Consider the following 19457-nt stretch of genomic DNA (forward strand, 5'->3'; position numbering starts at 1 on the left):
TCCTAGCCTAAAGGGGCTGAATCAGCCTTGTTTTTTGGTAACGGTTTCGACGATGTGCGACGGAGCCGTATTGTATTTTTTGAATTCCATAGAGTAGCTTGCGCGACCTTGGGACATGGAGCGAACGTCGGTTGCGTAACCGAACATCTCACCCAACGGAACCTCAGCACGAATTACTTTGCCGGAAACCGTATCTTCCATACCCAGGATCATGCCGCGACGACGGTTAAGGTCGCCCATCACGTCACCCATATAGTCTTCAGGTGTAACAACCTCTACCGCCATGATCGGCTCAAGCAGCTCACCACCGCCCTTCTGGGCCAGTTGCTTGGTCGCCATGGAAGCAGCCACCTTAAACGCCATCTCGTTGGAGTCGACGTCGTGGTAGGAACCATCAAACACAGTAGCCTTCAGGCCGATCAGCGGATAGCCGGCAACAACGCCGTTCTTCATCTGCTCTTCGATACCCTTCTGGATAGCCGGGATGTATTCCTTAGGAACCACACCACCCACTACTTCGTTCACGAATTGCAGACCTTCCTGACCTTCGTCAGCAGGAGCAAAACGGATCCAGCAGTGGCCGAACTGACCACGACCGCCGGACTGACGAACGAACTTGCCTTCAATTTCACAGTTCTTCGTGATGCGCTCACGATAGGAAACCTGAGGCTTACCGATGTTGGCTTCGACGTTGAACTCACGGCGCATCCGGTCAACCAGGATGTCCAGGTGCAATTCGCCCATGCCGGAGATGATCGTTTGACCAGTCTCCTCATCAGTCTTGACGCGGAAAGATGGATCTTCCTGAGCAAGTTTGCCCAGAGCGATACCCATTTTTTCCTGGTCGTCCTTGGTCTTAGGCTCAACGGCAACCGAAATAACCGGCTCCGGGAAGTCCATGCGAACCAGGATGATTGGCTTGTCAGCGTTGCACAAAGTCTCACCAGTGGTGACGTCCTTCATGCCGATCAAGGCCGCGATGTCACCAGCGCGTACTTCCTTGATCTCTTCGCGGGCGTTTGCGTGCATTTGCACCATACGACCCACACGCTCTTTCTTGCCCTTAACCGAGTTGATCACGCCGTCGCCGGAGGCCAACACGCCCGAGTAAACTCGAACAAAGGTCAAGGTACCCACGAATGGGTCGGTAGCGATCTTGAACGCCAGAGCCGAGAACGGCTCGCTGTCGTCTGCGTGACGCTCCATTTCCTTGGTCTCGTCATCCGGGTCAGTACCCTTGATGGCAGGAATGTCGGAAGGAGCAGGCAGGTAGTCGATAACGGCGTCGAGAACCAGGGGAACACCCTTGTTCTTGAAGGAAGAACCGCAAACAGCCAGGACGATCTCACCAGCGATAGTACGCTGACGCAGAGCGGCCTTGATTTCCGCGTTGGTGAGTTCTTCACCTTCGAGGTACTTGTTCATCAACTCTTCGCTGGCTTCAGCCGCAGCCTCAACCATGTTGCCGCGCCACTCGTCAGCCAGTTCCTGCAACTCAGCAGGGATAGGCTCGCGACGTGGAACCATGCCTTTGTCAGCATCGTTCCAGTAAACAGCTTCCATGGCCATCAGATCGATCTGGCCCTGGAAGTTGTCTTCGGAACCGATAGCCAACTGGATCGGCACCGGAGTGTGACCCAGACGCTGCTTGATCTGACCGATCACGCGCAGGAAGTTCGCACCAGCACGGTCCATCTTGTTTACGTAAACAAGACGTGGAACGCCGTACTTGTTGGCTTGACGCCATACGGTTTCCGACTGAGGCTCAACACCCGAGGTACCGCAGAACACAACGACCGCGCCGTCGAGAACACGCAGGGAACGTTCAACTTCAATGGTGAAGTCAACGTGGCCAGGGGTGTCGATGACGTTGAAGCGATATTGGTCTTTGTGCTGCTTCTCGGAACCCTGCCAGAAGGCGGTAATGGCAGCAGAAGTAATGGTAATACCACGCTCCTGCTCCTGAACCATCCAGTCTGTGGTCGCGGCGCCGTCATGCACCTCGCCCATTTTGTGACTTTTGCCAGTGTAAAAAAGGACGCGCTCGGTGGTGGTGGTTTTACCAGCATCCACGTGAGCAACGATACCAATGTTACGGTAGCGATTAATCGGTGTTGTACGAGCCATAAAGCCCTCGCAAAATTAGTGACGCTAAAATTAGAAGCGGTAGTGCGAGAAAGCTTTGTTAGCTTCAGCCATACGGTGCACGTCTTCACGCTTCTTAACTGCAGCACCTTTACCTTCGGCAGCGTCCAACAGTTCGCCAGCCAAACGCAGAGCCATAGACTTCTCGCCGCGCTTACGGGCGAAGTCTACCAACCAGCGCATTGCCAGGGCGTTACGACGGGACGGACGAACTTCAACCGGAACCTGGTAAGTAGCACCGCCTACACGGCGCGACTTCACTTCGACCAGCGGAGCGATGGCGTCGAGAGCTTTCTCGAAGATTTCCAGGGGGTCGCTGTTCTTGCGTTCTTTAACCTTCTCCAGCGCGCCATAAACGATACGCTCGGCAACGGCTTTCTTGCCGCTTTCCATAACGTGGTTCATGAACTTGGCCAGGATTTGGCTTCCGTATTTTGGATCGTCAAGCACTTCGCGCTTGGCTGCTACGCGTCTTCTTGGCATGGATAAGCCCTCAAACGGTCTTCAGGTTCGCTCGGAATCGGTGCCCTTTCGGGACGCCTCCGACCTTACTCTTATCGACTCAGAAAAATAGAAAATCAGTTTTACAAAAAGCCGCTACTACTTAGGCTTCTTGGTACCGTACTTCGAACGACCCTGGTTACGACCTTTAACGCCGGAAGTATCCAAAGAACCGCGTACGGTGTGGTAACGAACACCTGGCAAGTCTTTTACACGACCGCCGCGGATCAGTACCACGCTGTGCTCTTGCAGGTTGTGGCCTTCACCGCCGATGTACGAGGAAACCTCGAAACCGTTGGTCAGACGCACACGGCATACTTTACGCAGTGCCGAGTTAGGTTTTTTCGGCGTGGTGGTATACACACGGGTGCATACGCCACGACGTTGCGGGCAGTTCTGCAGCGCAGGCACGTCGGATTTCTCGACGATACGCTTACGCGGCTGACGTACCAGCTGGTTGATAGTTGCCATCTACTAGCTCCACTGTTGTCTTGCGACGCTATTGTCTTGCAAGAAAAGCAAAATGGCAGGAACGAATTCCCGCCAAATTTAGGGGTACAAGAGTCTAAAGAGGATCTTGCCCCCAGTCAAGGCAAGGCCCCGACCTCTCCGCTCATCCAATCTCGACAATTTGTCTCGATTCGACGAACGGAGCGGCCAGGGCCTCACGCTCATTTATCGCAGAACTCAGTTACCGCTAGAGTTCAGCGCTTCGGTCAGTGCAGCTTCCACTTCACTGGCGCTTACGCGCAACGGCTTGTCAGCATCACGGCGGCGCTTGCGCTCGCTGTGGTAAGCCAAACCGGTACCCGCCGGGATCAGACGACCCACGACTACGTTTTCTTTCAGGCCGCGCAGGTAATCGCGCTTGCCGGTTACCGCCGCTTCGGTCAGTACGCGAGTGGTTTCCTGGAAGGAAGCCGCCGAGATGAACGATTCGGTGGACAACGACGCCTTGGTGATACCCAACAGCACGCGAGTGAACTTGGAAACGAATTTCTCGTCGCCAGCCAGGCGCTCGTTCTCTACCAGAACGTGAGTCAATTCCATCTGGTCGCCCTTGATGAAAGTGGAATCGCCGGATTCAGCGATTTCAACTTTACGCAGCATCTGACGCAGGATGGTCTCGATGTGCTTATCGTTGATCTTCACGCCTTGCAGACGGTAAACGTCCTGGATCTCGTTCACGATGTACTTGGCCAGCGCACTTACACCCAGCAGGCGCAGGATGTCGTGTGGATCGCTCGGGCCGTCGGAGATAACTTCGCCGCGGTTTACCTGTTCGCCTTCGAAGACGTTCAGGTGACGCCACTTCGGAATCAGCTCTTCGTACGGATCGCTACCGTCGTTCGGGGTAATGACCAGACGGCGCTTGCCTTTGGTCTCTTTACCGAACGCGATGGTGCCGCTGACTTCGGCCAGAATCGAGGCTTCTTTCGGACGACGGGCTTCGAACAAGTCGGCAACACGCGGCAGACCACCGGTGATGTCACGGGTCTTCGAAGTCTCTTGCGGAATACGAGCGATAACATCACCGATCGCGATTTTCGCACCATCCGCTACACCGACCAGGGCGTTCGCAGGCAGGAAGTACTGAGCAATCACGTCGGTACCCGGCAGCAAGAGATCCTTGCCGTTGTCATCAACCATCTTCACAGCAGGACGGATGTCTTTACCGGCAGCTGGACGGTCTTTGGCGTCGAGTACTTCAATGTTGGTCATACCGGTCAATTCGTCAGTCTGACGCTTGATCGTGATGCCTTCTTCCATGCCCACGTAGGTCACGGTACCTTTCATTTCGGTAACGATTGGGTGAGTGTGCGGATCCCACTTGGCCACGATTGCGCCAGCGTCGACCTTGTCACCTTCTTTAACCGAAATCACAGCACCGTACGGCAGCTTGTAACGCTCGCGCTCACGACCGAAGTCATCAGCGATTGCCAGCTCACCGGAACGGGACACAGCAACCAGGCAGCCATCCACTCGCTCAACGTGCTTCAGGTTGTGCAGACGGACGGTACCGCCATTCTTCACCTGAACGCTGTCAGCAGCGGAGGTCCGGCTTGCCGCACCACCGATGTGGAACGTACGCATGGTCAGCTGGGTACCCGGCTCACCGATGGACTGGGCAGCGATAACGCCGACCGCTTCACCGATGTTCACCTGGTGACCACGAGCCAAGTCACGGCCGTAGCACTTGGCGCAAATGCCGTAGCGGGTTTCGCAGCTGATCGGCGAACGCACGATCACTTCATCGATGCTGTTCAGCTCGATGAACTCAACCCACTTCTCGTCTACCAATGTACCGGCAGGAACGATGATTTCTTCGGTACCTGGCTTGAATACGTCACGGGCAATGACACGACCCAATACGCGCTCACCCAGCGGCTCAACAACGTCACCGCCTTCAATGTGCGGAGTCATTACCAGGCCATGTTCGGTGCCGCAATCGATCTCGGTCACAACCAGATCCTGCGCCACGTCTACCAGACGACGAGTCAGGTAACCGGAGTTCGCAGTTTTCAACGCGGTATCCGCCAAACCTTTACGAGCACCGTGAGTGGAGATGAAGTACTGAAGTACGCTCAAACCCTCACGGAAGTTCGCAGTAATCGGCGTTTCGATGATGGAACCGTCCGGCTTGGCCATCAGGCCACGCATACCGGCGAGCTGACGGATCTGCGCAGCAGAACCCCGTGCGCCCGAGTCGGCCATCATGTACATCGAGTTGAAGGACTCTTGGTCGACTTCGACGCCATGGCGGTCGATGACTTTCTCTTTCGAGAGGTTGGCCATCATCGCCTTGGAAACTTCGTCGTTCGCCTTGGACCAAAGGTCGATCACTTTGTTGTACTTCTCGCCCTGGGTTACCAGGCCGGAGGCGTACTGACTTTCGATCTCTTTCACTTCATCAGTTGCAGCATTGATGATGCGGGCTTTTTCGTCCGGGATAACGAAGTCGTTAACGCCGATGGAAACGCCGGAAATGGTCGAATAGGCAAAACCGGTGTACATCAACTGGTCAGCGAAGATCACGGTCTCTTTCAAACCAACCACGCGGTAGCACTGGTTGATCAGCTTGGAGATCGCCTTTTTCTTCATAGGCTGGTTGACGACGTCATACGACAGGCCTGGTGGAACAACCTGGAACAACAGCGCACGGCCGACAGTGGTGTCGACAATGCGAGTGTTCTTGACGCTGCCGCCATCACGATCGTTGACGGTTTCGTGGATTCGCACTTTAACTTTAGCGTGCAGCGCGGCTTCGCCGGCACGGAACACACGGTCAACTTCTTGCAGATCCGCAAACACACGACCTTCGCCTTTGGCGTTGATCGCTTCACGAGTCATGTAGTACAGACCCAATACAACGTCCTGCGACGGAACGATGATTGGCTCACCGTTCGCTGGCGACAGAATGTTGTTGGTCGACATCATCAACGCACGCGCTTCCAACTGGGCTTCCAGTGTCAGCGGTACGTGCACGGCCATTTGGTCGCCGTCGAAGTCGGCGTTGTACGCAGCACAGACCAAAGGGTGCAGCTGGATAGCCTTACCTTCGATCAGTACCGGTTCAAACGCCTGGATACCCAGACGGTGAAGGGTCGGTGCACGGTTGAGGAGAACCGGGTGTTCACGGATCACTTCAGCGAGAACGTCCCAAACCTCTGGCAGCTCACGCTCAACCATTTTCTTGGCAGCTTTAATGGTGGTTGCGAGACCACGCATTTCCAGCTTGCCGAAAATGAACGGCTTGAACAGCTCGAGAGCCATTTTCTTCGGCAGACCGCACTGGTGCAGACGCAGGGTCGGACCTACGGTAATTACCGAACGACCGGAGTAGTCAACACGCTTACCGAGCAAGTTCTGACGGAAACGACCTTGCTTACCCTTGATCATGTCAGCCAAGGATTTCAGAGGACGCTTGTTCGAGCCGGTAATAGCGCGGCCACGACGACCGTTATCGAGCAGTGCATCGACAGCTTCCTGCAACATACGCTTTTCGTTGCGCACGATGATGTCCGGAGCGGACAGATCAAGCAGGCGCTTCAAGCGGTTGTTACGGTTGATCACTCGACGATACAGATCGTTGAGGTCGGAAGTCGCGAAGCGACCGCCATCCAGCGGGACCAGTGGACGCAGATCTGGCGGCAGAACCGGCAGAACGGTCAGCACCATCCATTCTGGAAGGTTGCCGGAACCCTGGAAGGCTTCCATCAACTTCAGGCGCTTGGACAGCTTCTTGATTTTGGTTTCGGAGTTGGTTTGCGGAATTTCTTCACGCAGACGGCCAATCTCGTGCTCCAGATCGATAGCGTGCAGCAGTTCACGGACAGCTTCGGCACCCATGCGGGCATCGAAATCGTCGCCGAACTCTTCCAGCGCTTCGAAATACTGCTCATCGTTCAGCAACTGACCTTTTTCAAGGGTGGTCATGCCTGGATCGATAACGACATAGCTCTCGAAGTAGAGAACGCGTTCGATATCCCGCAGGGTCATGTCCATCAGCAAGCCGATACGGGACGGCAGCGACTTCAGGAACCAAATGTGGGCAACCGGGGAAGCCAGTTCGATGTGCGCCATGCGCTCACGACGAACTTTGGCCAGCGCGACTTCAACGCCGCACTTCTCGCAGATCACACCGCGGTGCTTCAAGCGCTTGTACTTACCGCACAGGCACTCGTAATCCTTTACCGGGCCAAAGATCTTGGCGCAGAACAGGCCGTCACGCTCAGGTTTGAACGTACGGTAGTTGATGGTTTCCGGCTTTTTAACTTCACCGAACGACCACGAACGGATCATCTCAGGCGATGCCAATCCAATACGGATGGCGTCGAACTCTTCGACTTGACCCTGGTTTTTCAGCAAATTCAGTAGGTCTTTCAAGGCCTTTCCTCCTGGCGGAGCAGAGAGCGGGCAATCCTGCCCCGCTCTCGATTCGCGTCACGTGTTATTCGGTTTCCAGATCGATATCGATGCCGAGGGAACGAATTTCCTTGATCAACACGTTGAAAGACTCGGGCATGCCCGGCTCCATACGGTGATCGCCATCCACGATGTTTTTGTACATCTTGGTACGGCCGTTCACATCGTCCGACTTCACTGTGAGCATTTCTTGCAGAGTGTAAGCAGCACCGTATGCTTCCAGTGCCCAGACCTCCATCTCCCCGAAACGCTGACCACCGAACTGTGCCTTACCACCCAGCGGCTGCTGGGTAACCAGGCTGTACGAACCGGTAGAACGAGCGTGCATCTTGTCGTCTACCAAGTGGTTCAGCTTCAGCATGTACATGTAGCCAACAGTAACCGGGCGCTCGAACTTGTTGCCGGTACGGCCGTCGGTCAGCTGCATCTGGCCGCTTTCTGGCAGGTCTGCCAGTTTCAGCATGGCCTTGATTTCGCTTTCCTTGGCGCCGTCGAACACTGGAGTGGCCATTGGAACGCCGCCGCGCAGGTTCTTCGCCAGATCCAGAATTTCCTGGTCGGAGAAGCTATCCAGATCTTCGTTACGACCGCCGATCTGGTTGTAGATCTCGTCGAGGAAGGTGCGAAGTTCAGCAACTTTACGCTGCTCTTCGATCATCCGGTTGATCTTCTCGCCCAGACCTTTGGCCGCAAGGCCCAGGTGGGTTTCAAGGATCTGACCAACGTTCATACGCGAAGGTACGCCCAACGGGTTGAGGACGACGTCGACCGGGGTGCCATTGGCATCGTGCGGCATGTCTTCAACCGGCATGATCACGGAGACCACACCTTTGTTACCGTGACGACCGGCCATCTTGTCGCCCGGCTGGATGCGGCGACGGATTGCCAGGTAAACCTTGACGATTTTCAGCACGCCTGGAGCCAGGTCATCGCCCTGCTGCAGTTTGCGCTTCTTGTCTTCGAACTTGTCGTCCAGCAGACGGCGGCGATCAACGATGTAGGCCTGAGCCTTCTCGAGCTGCTCGTTCAGAGCATCTTCAGCCATGCGCAGTTTGAACCACTGACCATGCTCAAGACCGTCGAGAATTTCGTCGGTGATGTCCTGACCTTTCTTCAGACCAGCGCCGCCTTCAGCCTTGTGGCCTACCAGAGCGGAGCGCAGACGTTCGAAAGTTGCGCCTTCAACGATACGGAACTCTTCGTTCAGGTCCTTGCGGATCTCGTCGAGTTGAGTCTTCTCGATCGACAGCGCACGAGCATCACGCTCAACGCCGTCACGGGTGAAGACCTGTACGTCGATGACGGTACCCTTGGTGCCGGTAGGCACACGCAGGGAGGTGTCTTTAACGTCGCTGGCTTTTTCACCGAAGATGGCACGCAACAGCTTTTCTTCCGGGGTCAGCTGGGTCTCGCCTTTCGGAGTGACCTTACCTACCAGAATGTCGCCTGCGCCAACTTCAGCACCTACGTAAACGATACCGGCTTCGTCCAGTTTGTTCAGTGCAGCTTCACCCACGTTAGGGATGTCCGCAGTGATTTCTTCTGGCCCAAGCTTGGTGTCACGCGCCACACAGGTCAGTTCCTGAATGTGGATCGTGGTGAAGCGATCTTCTTGAACAACTCGTTCCGACAGGCAGATGGAGTCTTCGAAGTTGTAACCGTTCCAGGCCATGAACGCGATGCGCATGTTCTGACCCAGTGCCAGCTCACCCATATCGGTGGACGGACCATCAGCCATGATGTCGCTACGCTGAACCCGATCACCTTTACGCACCAGCGGACGCTGGTTGATGCAGGTGTTCTGGTTGGAGCGGGTGTACTTGGTCAGGTTGTAGATGTCGACACCAGCCTCGCCGGTTTCAACTTCGTCATCAGCAACACGAACCACGATACGGCTGGCATCAACGGAGTCGATCACGCCGCCACGACGAGCCACGACGCAAACGCCGGAGTCACGGGCTACGTTACGCTCCATGCCGGTACCGACCAGCGGCTTGTCAGCACGCAGGGTTGGTACAGCTTGACGCTGCATGTTCGAACCCATCAACGCACGGTTGGCGTCATCGTGCTCGAGGAACGGGATCAGCGACGCTGCAACCGAGACTACCTGCTTCGGAGAGACGTCCATCAAGGTGACGTCTTCCGGCGCCTTGACGGTGAACTCGTTCAAGTGACGAACAGCTACCAGTTCGTCGATCAGCATTTTCTTGTCGTTCATCGTGGCCGAAGCCTGAGCGATCACGTGATCAGCTTCTTCGATGGCGGACAGGAACACGATCTCGTCGGTGACCAGTGCGTCTTTCACCACACGGTACGGGCTCTCAAGGAAGCCATACTGGTTGGTGCGCGCATAGGCGGCCAGGGAGTTGATCAGACCGATGTTCGGACCTTCCGGCGTTTCAATCGGGCATACACGACCGTAGTGAGTCGGGTGTACGTCACGCACTTCAAAGCCAGCACGCTCACGAGTCAAACCGCCAGGGCCGAGTGCAGACACACGACGCTTGTGGGTGATCTCGGACAGCGGGTTGTTCTGGTCCATGAACTGGGAAAGCTGGCTGGAACCGAAGAACTCTTTCACCGCCGCAGCCACTGGCTTGGCGTTGATCAGGTCTTGCGGCATCAGGCCTTCGCTTTCAGCCATCGACAGACGCTCTTTGACCGCACGCTCAACACGTACCAGGCCAACGCGGAACTGGTTCTCGGCCATTTCGCCTACGCAGCGAACACGACGGTTACCCAGGTGGTCGATGTCATCGACGATGCCTTTACCGTTACGGATGTCGACCAGAGTCTTCAGCACAGCAACGATGTCTTCTTTGCACAACACGCCCGAACCTTCGATCTCGGTACGACCGATACGACGGTTGAACTTCATCCGGCCGACCGCAGACAGGTCATAGCGCTCAGGGCTGAAGAACAGGTTGTTGAACAGGGTCTCGGCAGCGTCTTTGGTTGGCGGCTCGCCTGGACGCATCATGCGATAGATCTCGACCAGCGCTTCCAATTGGTTGCTGGTGGAGTCGATCTTCAGGGTGTCGGAGACGAACGGACCGCAGTCGATATCGTTGGTGTACAGCGTTTCGATGCGAACAACTTGGGCCTTGGCGATTTTTGCCAGGATCTCGGTGTTCAGCTCGGTGTTGCACTCTGCCAGGATTTCGCCGGTTGCCGGATGCACGATGGCCTTGGCGGTAGTGCGACCCAGGACGTAGTCCAGAGGCACTTCCAGGGTCTTGAGACCGGCTTTTTCGATCTGGTTGATGTGGCGCGCGGTAATACGGCGACCAGCCTCAACGATGACCTTGCCCTTCTCGTCCTGAATATCAAGAACAGCGATTTCACCACGCAGACGCGAAGCAATCAGTTCCAGACTGAGGGTTTCGCCGCTCAGGTGGAAAACGTTGGTGGTGTAGAACGCGTCGAGCACTTCTTCAGTGGTATAGCCGAGCGCGCGCAGCAGTACCGATGCAGGCAGCTTGCGACGACGGTCGATACGCACGAATACGCAGTCTTTCGGGTCGAACTCGAAGTCCAGCCACGAACCGCGGTAAGGAATGATGCGCGCGGAGTACAGCAGTTTGCCGGAGCTATGCGTCTTGCCGCGGTCGTGGTCGAAGAACACGCCCGGGGAACGGTGCAGCTGGGAAACGATTACACGCTCGGTACCGTTGATTACGAAGGTACCGTTTTCAGTCATCAGGGGGATTTCACCCATGTAGACTTCTTGCTCTTTGATGTCCTTGATCGCTTTGTTCGACGATTCTTTGTCGAAAATGATCAGGCGCACTTTTACCCGCAAAGGTACGGCGTAAGTTACACCGCGCAATACGCATTCTTTGACATCAAATGCCGGTTCGCCCAGGCGATAACCGACGTACTCCAGCGCAGCATTGCCGGAGTAGCTGATGATCGGGAAAACGGATTTGAAGGCCGCATGCAGGCCCACGTCGCGGAACTGATCTTTAGTCGCTCCCGCCTGCAAGAATTCACGATACGAATCCAGCTGGATTGCCAGGAGATACGGCACATCCATGACGTCCGGCAACTTGCTAAAGTCCTTGCGGATACGTTTTTTCTCAGTATATGAGTAAGCCATCAGCGTTCCCCAGCTTGGTCACCTGCTTGTTTGGCCCCTCCCGACGGGAGCAGCCAGAAAATCGTGCAAACCCCATGGTTTGCGCCACCGCATCGGGTGGTTACAGCTCGTTACCAGCACCGACCCAGTCGGTTGCCAATAACGGAAAAAGGCCGGTGGCAAGAGCCACCAGCCATCAGCCTTTCGCTTAACGCTCGGGCTGGAGACGCAAGGTCGATGCTTACTTCAGCTCGACTTTAGCGCCTGCTTCTTCCAGAGTGGCTTTTGCTTTGTCAGCTGCATCTTTCGATACGGCTTCCAGAACAACGCCAGGAGCGCCGTCAACTACTGCCTTGGCTTCTTTCAAGCCCAGACCGGTCAGTTCACGTACTGCCTTGATCACGTTAACTTTCTTCTCGCCAGCTTCCAGCAGCATGACGTTGAATTCAGTTTGTTCTTCAACAACGGCAGCAACAGCAGCTGGACCAGCGGAAGCAGCGGCAGCAGAAACGCCGAACTTCTCTTCCATGGCCTTGATCAGCTCAACGATTTCCAGAACGGATTTTTCGCCGATTGCTTCGATGATTTGGTCGTTAGTCAGAGACATGACTATAAATTCCTGTATTGGGGTGACAGCCTACGCGGCCATCGAAATAAACAATAAACGCTGAAAGGAGTCGCTTAGCCTTAGGCTGCAGCTGCTTCTTTCTGGTCGCGAAGTGCCGCCAGAGTACGAGCCAATTTGCTGGTTGCGCCTTGAATCACGCTCATCAGCTGAGAAATTGCTTCGTCACGGGTCGGCAGGCTTGCCAGTACGTCGATCTGATTAGCTGCGAGGAACTTGCCCTCGAACGCAGCTGCCTTGATCTCGAACTTATCCTGACCTTTTGCGAATTCCTTGAAGATACGAGCAGCAGCGCCCGGATGATCTTTGGAGAATGCAATCAAGGTCGGGCCAGTGAACACGTCGTTGAGCACGTCATATTGAGTGCCAGCAACGGCGCGCTTGAGCAGGGTATTACGTACAACACGTACGTAAACGCCAGCTTCACGAGCCTCTTTACGGAGTCCGGTCATAGCGCCAACTGTCACGCCGCGGGCATCAGCCACAACAGCAGACAGGGCAACTTGGGCAGCCTCGTTGACTTCAGCGACGATGGCCTTCTTGTCTTCGAGTTTAATTGCCACGGGTTTAACTCCTGCTTGTTACCGTTTCATCCAACCGAGGCCGGATGTCGTTTTGGTGTCTGATTCGGTAAGGAACCGGGAGCACCATCTGCGTAGGCTTGAGGTTTAAGACTTGCGTCGCCTACGGTCTTGGATAGCCCCCGCCAGGCAGGGACCCCAATCTTTCAATTGGCGCAATCGCTTGCGCCAACCTGTGTCTTACGCGTCGAGCGAGCCTTGGTCGATGACCAGACCTGGACCCATGGTGGTGCTGAGGGTAACGCGCTTGACGTAAATACCTTTCGAGGAAGCTGGCTTGATACGCTTCAGATCAGCGATCAGGGCTTCAACGTTTTCCTTCAGCTTGACGGCATCGAAGCCGACTTTGCCAACGGAAGTGTGGATGATGCCGTTTTTGTCGGTGCGATAACGAACCTGACCAGCCTTGGCGTTTTTAACCGCGGTAGCTACGTCTGGAGTTACGGTGCCAACTTTAGGGTTAGGCATCAGGCCACGTGGACCGAGGATCTGACCCAACTGACCAACAACGCGCATTGCATCCGGGGATGCGATAACTACGTCATAGTTCAGGTCGCCGCCTTTCATTTCGGCAGCCAGGTCGTCCATACCTACACGGTCAGCGCCGGCAGCCAGAGCGGCCTCAGCAGCTGGACCCTGGGTGAACACAGCTACGCGAACGGTCTTGCCAGTGCCGTGTGGCAGCACAGTAGCGCTACGAACGACCTGGTCAGATTTACGCGGGTCAACGCCCAAGTTCACAGCAACGTCGAACGACTCGCTGAACTTGACAGTCGACAGCTCAGCCAGCAGAGCAGCAGCGTCTACAAAGTTGTAGGACTTGCCCGCTTCGATTTTGCCGGCGATAGCCTTTTGACGCTTGGTCAACTTAGCCATTACACACCCTCCACGTTAAGGCCCATGCTACGAGCAGAACCGGCGATAGTGCGCACGGCTGCATCCATATCAGCTGCAGTCAGATCCGCGTTTTTGGTTTTCGCGATTTCTTCCAGCTGAGCACGAGTCACGGTGCCAACCTTAACGGTGTTCGGACGAGCGGAACCGCTAGTCAGACCAGCCGCCTTCTTCAGCAGAACCGAAGCAGGAGTGGATTTGGTTTCGAAAGTGAAGCTACGGTCGCTGTAGACAGTGATGATCACTGGAGTCGGCAGGCCTGGCTCAATACCCTGGGTACGGGCGTTGAAAGCTTTGCAGAATTCCATGATGTTCACGCCGTGCTGACCCAGTGCAGGACCAACAGGTGGGCTTGGGTTAGCCTGAGCGGCCTTCACTTGCAGCTTGATGTAAGCGGTAATCTTCTTGGCCATGAGGCACTCCAATTACGGGTTCAAACGCCTCGAAAGGCTCCCCGGTTACTTGCGCGTTTATCCCAGTGACGACAAAACCCCACAGCCTAAGGCTGCGGGGTTGGGATGCTTGCTCAGCTAGACCTTTTCGACCTGGCTGAACTCTAGCTCTACCGGAGTAGAGCGACCGAAAATGAGCACTGCCACTTGGATCCGGCTCTTTTCGTAGTTAACTTCTTCAACCGTGCCGGTAAAATCAGCAAACGGCCCGTCATTGACCCGTACCGACTCACCTGGCTCGAACAACGTCTTCGGCTTCGGCTTGTCGCTACCATCAGCAACGCGACGCAGAATCGCTTCTGCCTCTTTATCTGTAATCGGTGCAGGCTTATCAGCAGTACCGCCGATAAAACCCATCACCCGAGGAGTATCCTTGACCAAGTGCCAAGTACCCTCGTTCATGTCCATCTGGACCAGCACGTAACCTGGGAAGAACTTACGCTCGCTTTTGCGTTTCTGGCCATTACGCATTTCAACCACTTCTTCAGTGGGAACCAGAATTTCGCCAAAGCCATCTTCCATGCCAGCCAGCTTTACGCGCTCTACCAACGAGCGCATGACATGCTTCTCGTAACCGGAGTAAGCATGCACAACGTACCAACGCTTAGCCACGGGACACCCTTAGCCGACAATCAAGGAAACAAGCCAGCCGAGCAGGGAATCAAGACCCCACAACAGCAACGCCATAACCAGAACAACAGCCACTACGATCAACGTGGTCTGCGTGGTTTCTTGGCGAGTTGGCCATACGACTTTACGAATCTCGGTGCGAGCTTCCTTAACCAGTACAAAGAAAGACTTGCCCTTAGCTGTCTGCAAGCCTACAAAGGCAGCTACAGCAGCAATGACGAGTAATGCGAGTACGCGGTACAGGATCGGCGAAGCAGAGTAATACTGATTGCCAACAACGCCAACAACCACCAAAGCGACTACTACTAGCCACTTGAGCAGATCGAAGCGAGAGCCTTGAGCTTCAGCTTTAGGAGTCATCTATGAAGATCCTGTGAAAAGAAAGCCAAACCCACCAAGTGAATCTGGCAGGTCAGGAGGGAATCGAACCCCCAACCTACGGTTTTGGAGACCGTCGCTCTGCCAATTGAGCTACTGACCTAAAACAAAATCAGGCCGACCATTATGCCGGCCTGAAAAAGACATTACAACAACTTACTCGATGACTTTTGCTACGACACCCGCTCCGACGGTACGACCGCCCTCACGAATAGCGAAACGAAGGCCATCTTCCATCGCGATGGTTTTGATCAGGGTAACGGTCATCTGAACGTTATCACCCGGCATTACCATCTCAACACCTTCTGGAAGCTCGCAATTACCAGTCACATCAGTCGTACGGAAGTAGAACTGCGGACGGTAACCCTTGAAGAATGGCGTGTGACGACCACCTTCTTCCTTGCTCAGAACATAGACTTCAGCAGTGAACTTGGTATGCGGCTTGACAGTGCCCGGCTTGACCAACACCTGGCCACGCTCAACATCATCACGCTTCGTACCACGCAGCAATACGCCGCAGTTCTCACCTGCACGACCTTCGTCGAGCAGCTTGCGAAACATTTCAACACCAGTGCAAGTCGTTTTGACCGTGTCACGCAGACCAACGATCTCGACCTCTTCCTGGATGCGCACAATGCCACGCTCAACACGACCAGTCACAACAGTGCCGCGACCAGAGATCGAGAATACGTCCTCGATCGGCATCAGGAACGGCTTATCAATAGCGCGCTCAGGCTGCGGAATGTAACTATCCAAGGTCTCTACCAACTTCTTGACGGCAGTAGTGCCCATCTCGTTGTCGTCTTGACCATTCAACGCCATCAGCGCCGAACCAATGATGATTGGAGTATCATCACCTGGGAAATCGTAGGTGCTCAACAGGTCGCGCACTTCCATCTCAACCAGCTCAAGCAACTCCGCATCATCAACCATGTCCGCCTTGTTCAGGAAGACAACGATGTACGGAACGCCCACCTGGCGCGACAGCAGAATGTGCTCACGGGTTTGCGGCATCGGACCATCTGCGGCCGAGCAAACCAGAATCGCACCATCCATCTGTGCAGCACCGGTGATCATGTTTTTTACGTAGTCGGCGTGACCAGGACAGTCAACGTGAGCGTAATGACGCACGGCCGAATCATACTCAACATGAGCGGTGTTGATAGTAATACCACGAGCTTTTTCTTCTGGGGCGCTATCGATCTTGTCGAAGTCAACCTTTGCCGAACCGAACACTTCGGAACAGACGCGGGTCAAGGCTGCAGTCAGAGTAGTTTTGCCGTGGTCGACGTGACCAATGGTGCCTACGTTGACGTGCGGCTTATTACGTTCGAACTTTTCCTTAGCCATCGAAATCACCCCCAGGAGAAGAATTTTACAAGTCAAACAAGCCATTAAAACAAAGGCAGATATTTTCATATCTGCCTTGTTATATGGAGCTCTTGAGCGGATTTGAACCGCTGACCTCACCCTTACCAAGGGTGTGCTCTACCAACTGAGCTACAAGAGCGTAACACTGTGCAAGTTCTGCAAACGTGGAGCGGGTAGCGGGAATCGAACCCGCATCATCAGCTTGGAAGGCTGAGGTTCTACCACTAAACTATACCCGCGAGCTTGCAACTCTCGCTAAAAATGGTGGAGGGGGAAGGATTCGAACCTTCGAAGTCGTAGACGTCAGATTTACAGTCTGATCCCTTTGGCCGCTCGGGAACCCCTCCTAAGCGAGCCGGCATTCTATATCATGCCAGCCTTCTGTCAAGCATTTTCTCATTAAAAACCTGAGGTTAGCTGCGTTGACCTCGTTTCGCTGCGTTGGCCTTGAAAGGTCTTCACTGCGAAGCGGGCGCCATTCTATGCAAACTAATCTGCCTGCGCAACCCCCTCGCACGGCATTATTTTATGTTTTAACTCATTGAATTCTCTGGAAAGGTTTAGCAGCTGCACATCATCCAGCCAACGCCGGCTTTCAGGCGCGATACGCACCCAGTAACCAGGGGCATCCGGCAGATCCCGCGGCAGGACCTGGAACCTGATTTCCATGCCGGTCAATCTTCGCTCGACGGCCTGTGCAACGTCCTGCCGCGCATAACCCCCTACATACAAGCACCCACTATCAGGCTGAACAGCCTTAGCCTTGTCCCGCCCGGCATCAGTCGATTCTTTAAGCAAGCGAATATCCTGCTGCGAACCACGATACAGACTCAAAGGGGTGACATCCTTGGCCCGCAATGGCGCTTCTTGTTGATGCCAGATGTAATAGAAAACATTGAGAACCAGCAGTAAGAGGAACAACCAACGCATAAAAACCTCAGATCAGGGGGCACGCCATTGCCAGACCTACGAACACCAGATCTGGAACCACACGAGCTTCCGGGACGACGCCCGAGACCAGACCTGCATCCCCTCCGGTGAGAAAAACCACGAAATCCTCACCCCAGTAACTGCGCGCCATCTCCAACTGAGTCAGGACAAACCCCCTGAGCATCAACGAGCATCCACGCTCGACCGCCTCGACGGTGGTGCGACCCGGAGCAAAGCTTTCCAAAGCCCGCTCGGCAGCGATGTCGCCGTAACGGATGTTACGCGTATGAGTGCGCAGCTGATTACGCATCAAGGGCATGCCGGGGCAGATGAATCCACCCAGATGCTCGCCGTCGCGGTCGATAAAGTCCGCGGTAACGGCTGTGCCAAAATCGAGGACAAGACAAGCGCCCGACGCCAGGTGGAATCCACCCAGCATCGCCAACCAGCGATCAAGCCCCAGGCGCTCGTATTCTTCATATCCATTACGAACACCGGACATTTTGCGCGAGGGCGCAGTACAGACAACAGATATGCCATAGGCGCTCGTCAGCAAGGAGGTCAGAGCACCGGTTTCTTCAGTCGTCCTGACACTTACCAATCGGCAATAGGTCAATGACAACCGCTCGATTGCATTCAGGCTCTCCAGCAACGCCAGATCCGAATCAACGACACCCTCGCCCACCGCTATTCCGGCGCTTGCACCCAGGACTCGCCACTTAATGAAACTGTTTCCGCAGTCGAGCTCAAGAATCATCACGCAACCTCAGGCTGAGCTCACCACCGCTAAAGATTTTTTCCACACCATCCACCTTCAAGCGCAAAGCACCTTGTTTATCGATACCCAGCACTTCGCCATCTATCTGGTTGACCCCGGCAATCAGCGACACAGCACGCCCCTGCCATAGATGATTCTGCTCCCACTCTGACTGGATGGCAGCAAACCCTTCGACCTGGTGACGGTGCAAGTAGGCCTGCAGCTTCTCACCAAGCACTGCGACCAGGTGGTTACGATCAAATGCCTTGCCCGTCTCCAGGCGCATCGATGTCCATTGCTGATCAACCTCATCGGTCATCTGCATGTTCACATTGATCCCCACGCCCAGCACCACGTGACATATGTCAGCGGGGTCGCCGACCAACTCCAGCAGAATGCCGGCAATTTTCTTCTGCCCCACCAATACATCGTTGGGCCATTTAAGACCGGCATTCGAAGCGCCAAGCTCGCGCAAAGCCTGCATCACTGCGAGACCAACAACCAGACTGAGGCCTTCCAGCTGCCGCATTCCACCCTCAATGCGCAACACCAGGCTGTAATAGACGTTTTCCGCAAAAGGACTGACCCACTTGCGCCCGCGTCGCCCTCGCCCTGCAGTCTGTCTTTCGGCAACTACTAGGAATGGAGTCGCCTGACCACGCTCGATCGCGCGCAGCGCCTCGGCGTTCGTGGAATCAATAGAGTCGAAGACCAGGATTGGCCAGTCGCAGGAAGGGGCGGTCTCGCGAATGCTCACAGGATCAAGCAGCGTCAAAGGCGCAGCCAACTGATAGCCGCGGCCGCGAACTTTGTGGATGGACAAGCCCAACTCAGCCTCCAGGAGCTGGAGTTGTTTCCAAACAGCACTACGACTGACACCCAGGGCCGCACCCAGAGCCTGACCAGAATGGAACCGGCCGTCCTTTAGAAGCTTCAACAACGTCAGCATGCAAGTCTCGCCTCACAATGAGGCCCGCATGATAGCCATGCACCGAGCGGTTGCATAGAAACACGAGGGCCTGAAGTTTCCTGCGGACAAAAACAAAACCCCTACCTGCATATGCAGATAGGGGTTTTGGAATTTAATCTTGACGATGACCTACTCTCACATGGGGAAACCCCACACTACCATCGGCGATGCATCGTTTCACTGCTGAGTTCGGGATGGGATCAGGTGGTTCCAATGCTC

At 55.1% G+C, this 19457-nt stretch carries 15 protein-coding genes, 4 tRNA genes and 1 rRNA gene; all 20 read right to left on the bottom strand.

The genetic code is table 11. The features are described from left to right. Positions 1-21 precede the first annotated feature (21 nt). Entirely contained in the window at positions 22-2127 is a 2106-nt protein-coding gene (fusA, locus tag L9059_RS24255) for an elongation factor G (protein ID WP_247293391.1), read from the bottom strand. A 30-nt stretch (positions 2128-2157) separates the two neighbouring features. Then, the gene (rpsG, locus tag L9059_RS24260; RefSeq protein ID WP_002555493.1) at positions 2158-2628 is read right to left on the bottom strand and encodes a 30S ribosomal protein S7; all 471 of its coding nucleotides are present in this window, start codon (positions 2626-2628) and stop codon (positions 2158-2160) included. Between the two features lie 117 nt (positions 2629-2745). Further along, positions 2746-3117 (bottom strand): 30S ribosomal protein S12, encoded by a 372-nt coding sequence (rpsL, locus tag L9059_RS24265; protein ID WP_002555494.1) that lies wholly within the window; start codon positions 3115-3117, stop codon positions 2746-2748. Positions 3118-3333: 216 nt separating this feature from the next. Next, positions 3334-7533, bottom strand: a complete 4200-nt coding sequence (rpoC, locus tag L9059_RS24270) for a DNA-directed RNA polymerase subunit beta' (RefSeq protein ID WP_123365583.1) — start codon at positions 7531-7533, stop codon at positions 3334-3336. A gap of 64 nt (positions 7534-7597) precedes the next feature. Continuing rightward, positions 7598-11671: a DNA-directed RNA polymerase subunit beta gene (rpoB, locus tag L9059_RS24275; protein ID WP_247293392.1), complete on the bottom strand. Its 4074-nt coding sequence runs from the start codon at positions 11669-11671 to the stop codon at positions 7598-7600. 220 nt (positions 11672-11891) lie between these two features. Then, positions 11892-12257 (bottom strand): 50S ribosomal protein L7/L12, encoded by a 366-nt coding sequence (gene rplL, locus L9059_RS24280; RefSeq protein ID WP_008145490.1) that lies wholly within the window; start codon positions 12255-12257, stop codon positions 11892-11894. An 80-nt stretch (positions 12258-12337) separates the two neighbouring features. Beyond that, complete coding sequence (gene rplJ / locus L9059_RS24285; protein WP_247293393.1) at positions 12338-12838, bottom strand: 50S ribosomal protein L10; 501 nt, start codon at positions 12836-12838, stop codon at positions 12338-12340. Between the two features lie 198 nt (positions 12839-13036). Beyond that, entirely contained in the window at positions 13037-13732 is a 696-nt protein-coding gene (rplA, locus tag L9059_RS24290; protein WP_007896626.1) for a 50S ribosomal protein L1, read from the bottom strand. Then, on the bottom strand, positions 13732-14163 hold the full coding sequence (rplK, locus tag L9059_RS24295; protein ID WP_003210097.1) for a 50S ribosomal protein L11: 432 nt from the start codon (positions 14161-14163) through the stop codon (positions 13732-13734). The genes rplA and rplK overlap by 1 nt, the downstream gene beginning before the upstream one ends. Before the next feature lie 117 nt (positions 14164-14280). Further along, positions 14281-14814, bottom strand: a complete 534-nt coding sequence (gene nusG / locus L9059_RS24300; RefSeq protein WP_007896622.1) for a transcription termination/antitermination protein NusG — start codon at positions 14812-14814, stop codon at positions 14281-14283. Between the two features lie 9 nt (positions 14815-14823). Then, positions 14824-15192, bottom strand: coding sequence for a preprotein translocase subunit SecE (gene secE / locus L9059_RS24305; RefSeq protein ID WP_007916493.1), 369 nt, complete (start codon positions 15190-15192; stop codon positions 14824-14826). A 45-nt stretch (positions 15193-15237) separates the two neighbouring features. After that, positions 15238-15313, bottom strand: a tRNA-Trp gene (locus L9059_RS24310). A gap of 53 nt (positions 15314-15366) precedes the next feature. Continuing rightward, positions 15367-16560, bottom strand: coding sequence for an elongation factor Tu (gene tuf / locus L9059_RS24315; protein ID WP_007896619.1), 1194 nt, complete (start codon positions 16558-16560; stop codon positions 15367-15369). A gap of 84 nt (positions 16561-16644) precedes the next feature. Continuing rightward, positions 16645-16720: transfer RNA gene (locus tag L9059_RS24320), tRNA-Thr, on the bottom strand. A gap of 26 nt (positions 16721-16746) precedes the next feature. Then, positions 16747-16820, bottom strand: a tRNA-Gly gene (locus tag L9059_RS24325). Between the two features lie 23 nt (positions 16821-16843). Beyond that, positions 16844-16928: transfer RNA gene (locus L9059_RS24330), tRNA-Tyr, on the bottom strand. Positions 16929-17070: 142 nt separating this feature from the next. Continuing rightward, entirely contained in the window at positions 17071-17511 is a 441-nt protein-coding gene (locus tag L9059_RS24335) for a hypothetical protein (protein WP_247293394.1), read from the bottom strand. A 7-nt stretch (positions 17512-17518) separates the two neighbouring features. Further along, on the bottom strand, positions 17519-18268 hold the full coding sequence (locus tag L9059_RS24340; protein ID WP_247293395.1) for a pantothenate kinase: 750 nt from the start codon (positions 18266-18268) through the stop codon (positions 17519-17521). Then, entirely contained in the window at positions 18258-19217 is a 960-nt protein-coding gene (gene birA / locus L9059_RS24345; RefSeq protein WP_247293396.1) for a bifunctional biotin--[acetyl-CoA-carboxylase] ligase/biotin operon repressor BirA, read from the bottom strand. Before birA ends, L9059_RS24340 begins: the two co-directional genes overlap by 11 nt. Positions 19218-19354: 137 nt before the next feature. Continuing rightward, positions 19355-19457: ribosomal RNA gene (gene rrf / locus L9059_RS24350) — 5S ribosomal RNA — on the bottom strand; the annotation flags it as partial.

Source organism: Pseudomonas violetae, from assembly GCF_023072615.1.
Lineage (GTDB): Bacteria > Pseudomonadota > Gammaproteobacteria > Pseudomonadales > Pseudomonadaceae > Aquipseudomonas > Aquipseudomonas violetae.

Coding starts and splice junctions, on each gene's coding strand:
- fusA (WP_247293391.1), bottom strand. CDS start 2,127: ATGGCTCGTACAACACCGATTAATCGCTACCGTAACATTGGTATCGTT.
- rpsG (WP_002555493.1), bottom strand. CDS start 2,628: ATGCCAAGAAGACGCGTAGCAGCCAAGCGCGAAGTGCTTGACGATCCA.
- rpsL (WP_002555494.1), bottom strand. CDS start 3,117: ATGGCAACTATCAACCAGCTGGTACGTCAGCCGCGTAAGCGTATCGTC.
- rpoB (WP_247293392.1), bottom strand. CDS start 11,671: ATGGCTTACTCATATACTGAGAAAAAACGTATCCGCAAGGACTTTAGC.
- rplL (WP_008145490.1), bottom strand. CDS start 12,257: ATGTCTCTGACTAACGACCAAATCATCGAAGCAATCGGCGAAAAATCC.
- rplA (WP_007896626.1), bottom strand. CDS start 13,732: ATGGCTAAGTTGACCAAGCGTCAAAAGGCTATCGCCGGCAAAATCGAA.
- rplK (WP_003210097.1), bottom strand. CDS start 14,163: ATGGCCAAGAAGATTACCGCTTACATCAAGCTGCAAGTGAAGGCCGCT.
- secE (WP_007916493.1), bottom strand. CDS start 15,192: ATGACTCCTAAAGCTGAAGCTCAAGGCTCTCGCTTCGATCTGCTCAAG.
- tuf (WP_007896619.1), bottom strand. CDS start 16,560: ATGGCTAAGGAAAAGTTCGAACGTAATAAGCCGCACGTCAACGTAGGC.
- L9059_RS24335 (WP_247293394.1), bottom strand. CDS start 17,511: ATGCGTTGGTTGTTCCTCTTACTGCTGGTTCTCAATGTTTTCTATTAC.
- L9059_RS24340 (WP_247293395.1), bottom strand. CDS start 18,268: ATGATTCTTGAGCTCGACTGCGGAAACAGTTTCATTAAGTGGCGAGTC.
- birA (WP_247293396.1), bottom strand. CDS start 19,217: ATGCTGACGTTGTTGAAGCTTCTAAAGGACGGCCGGTTCCATTCTGGT.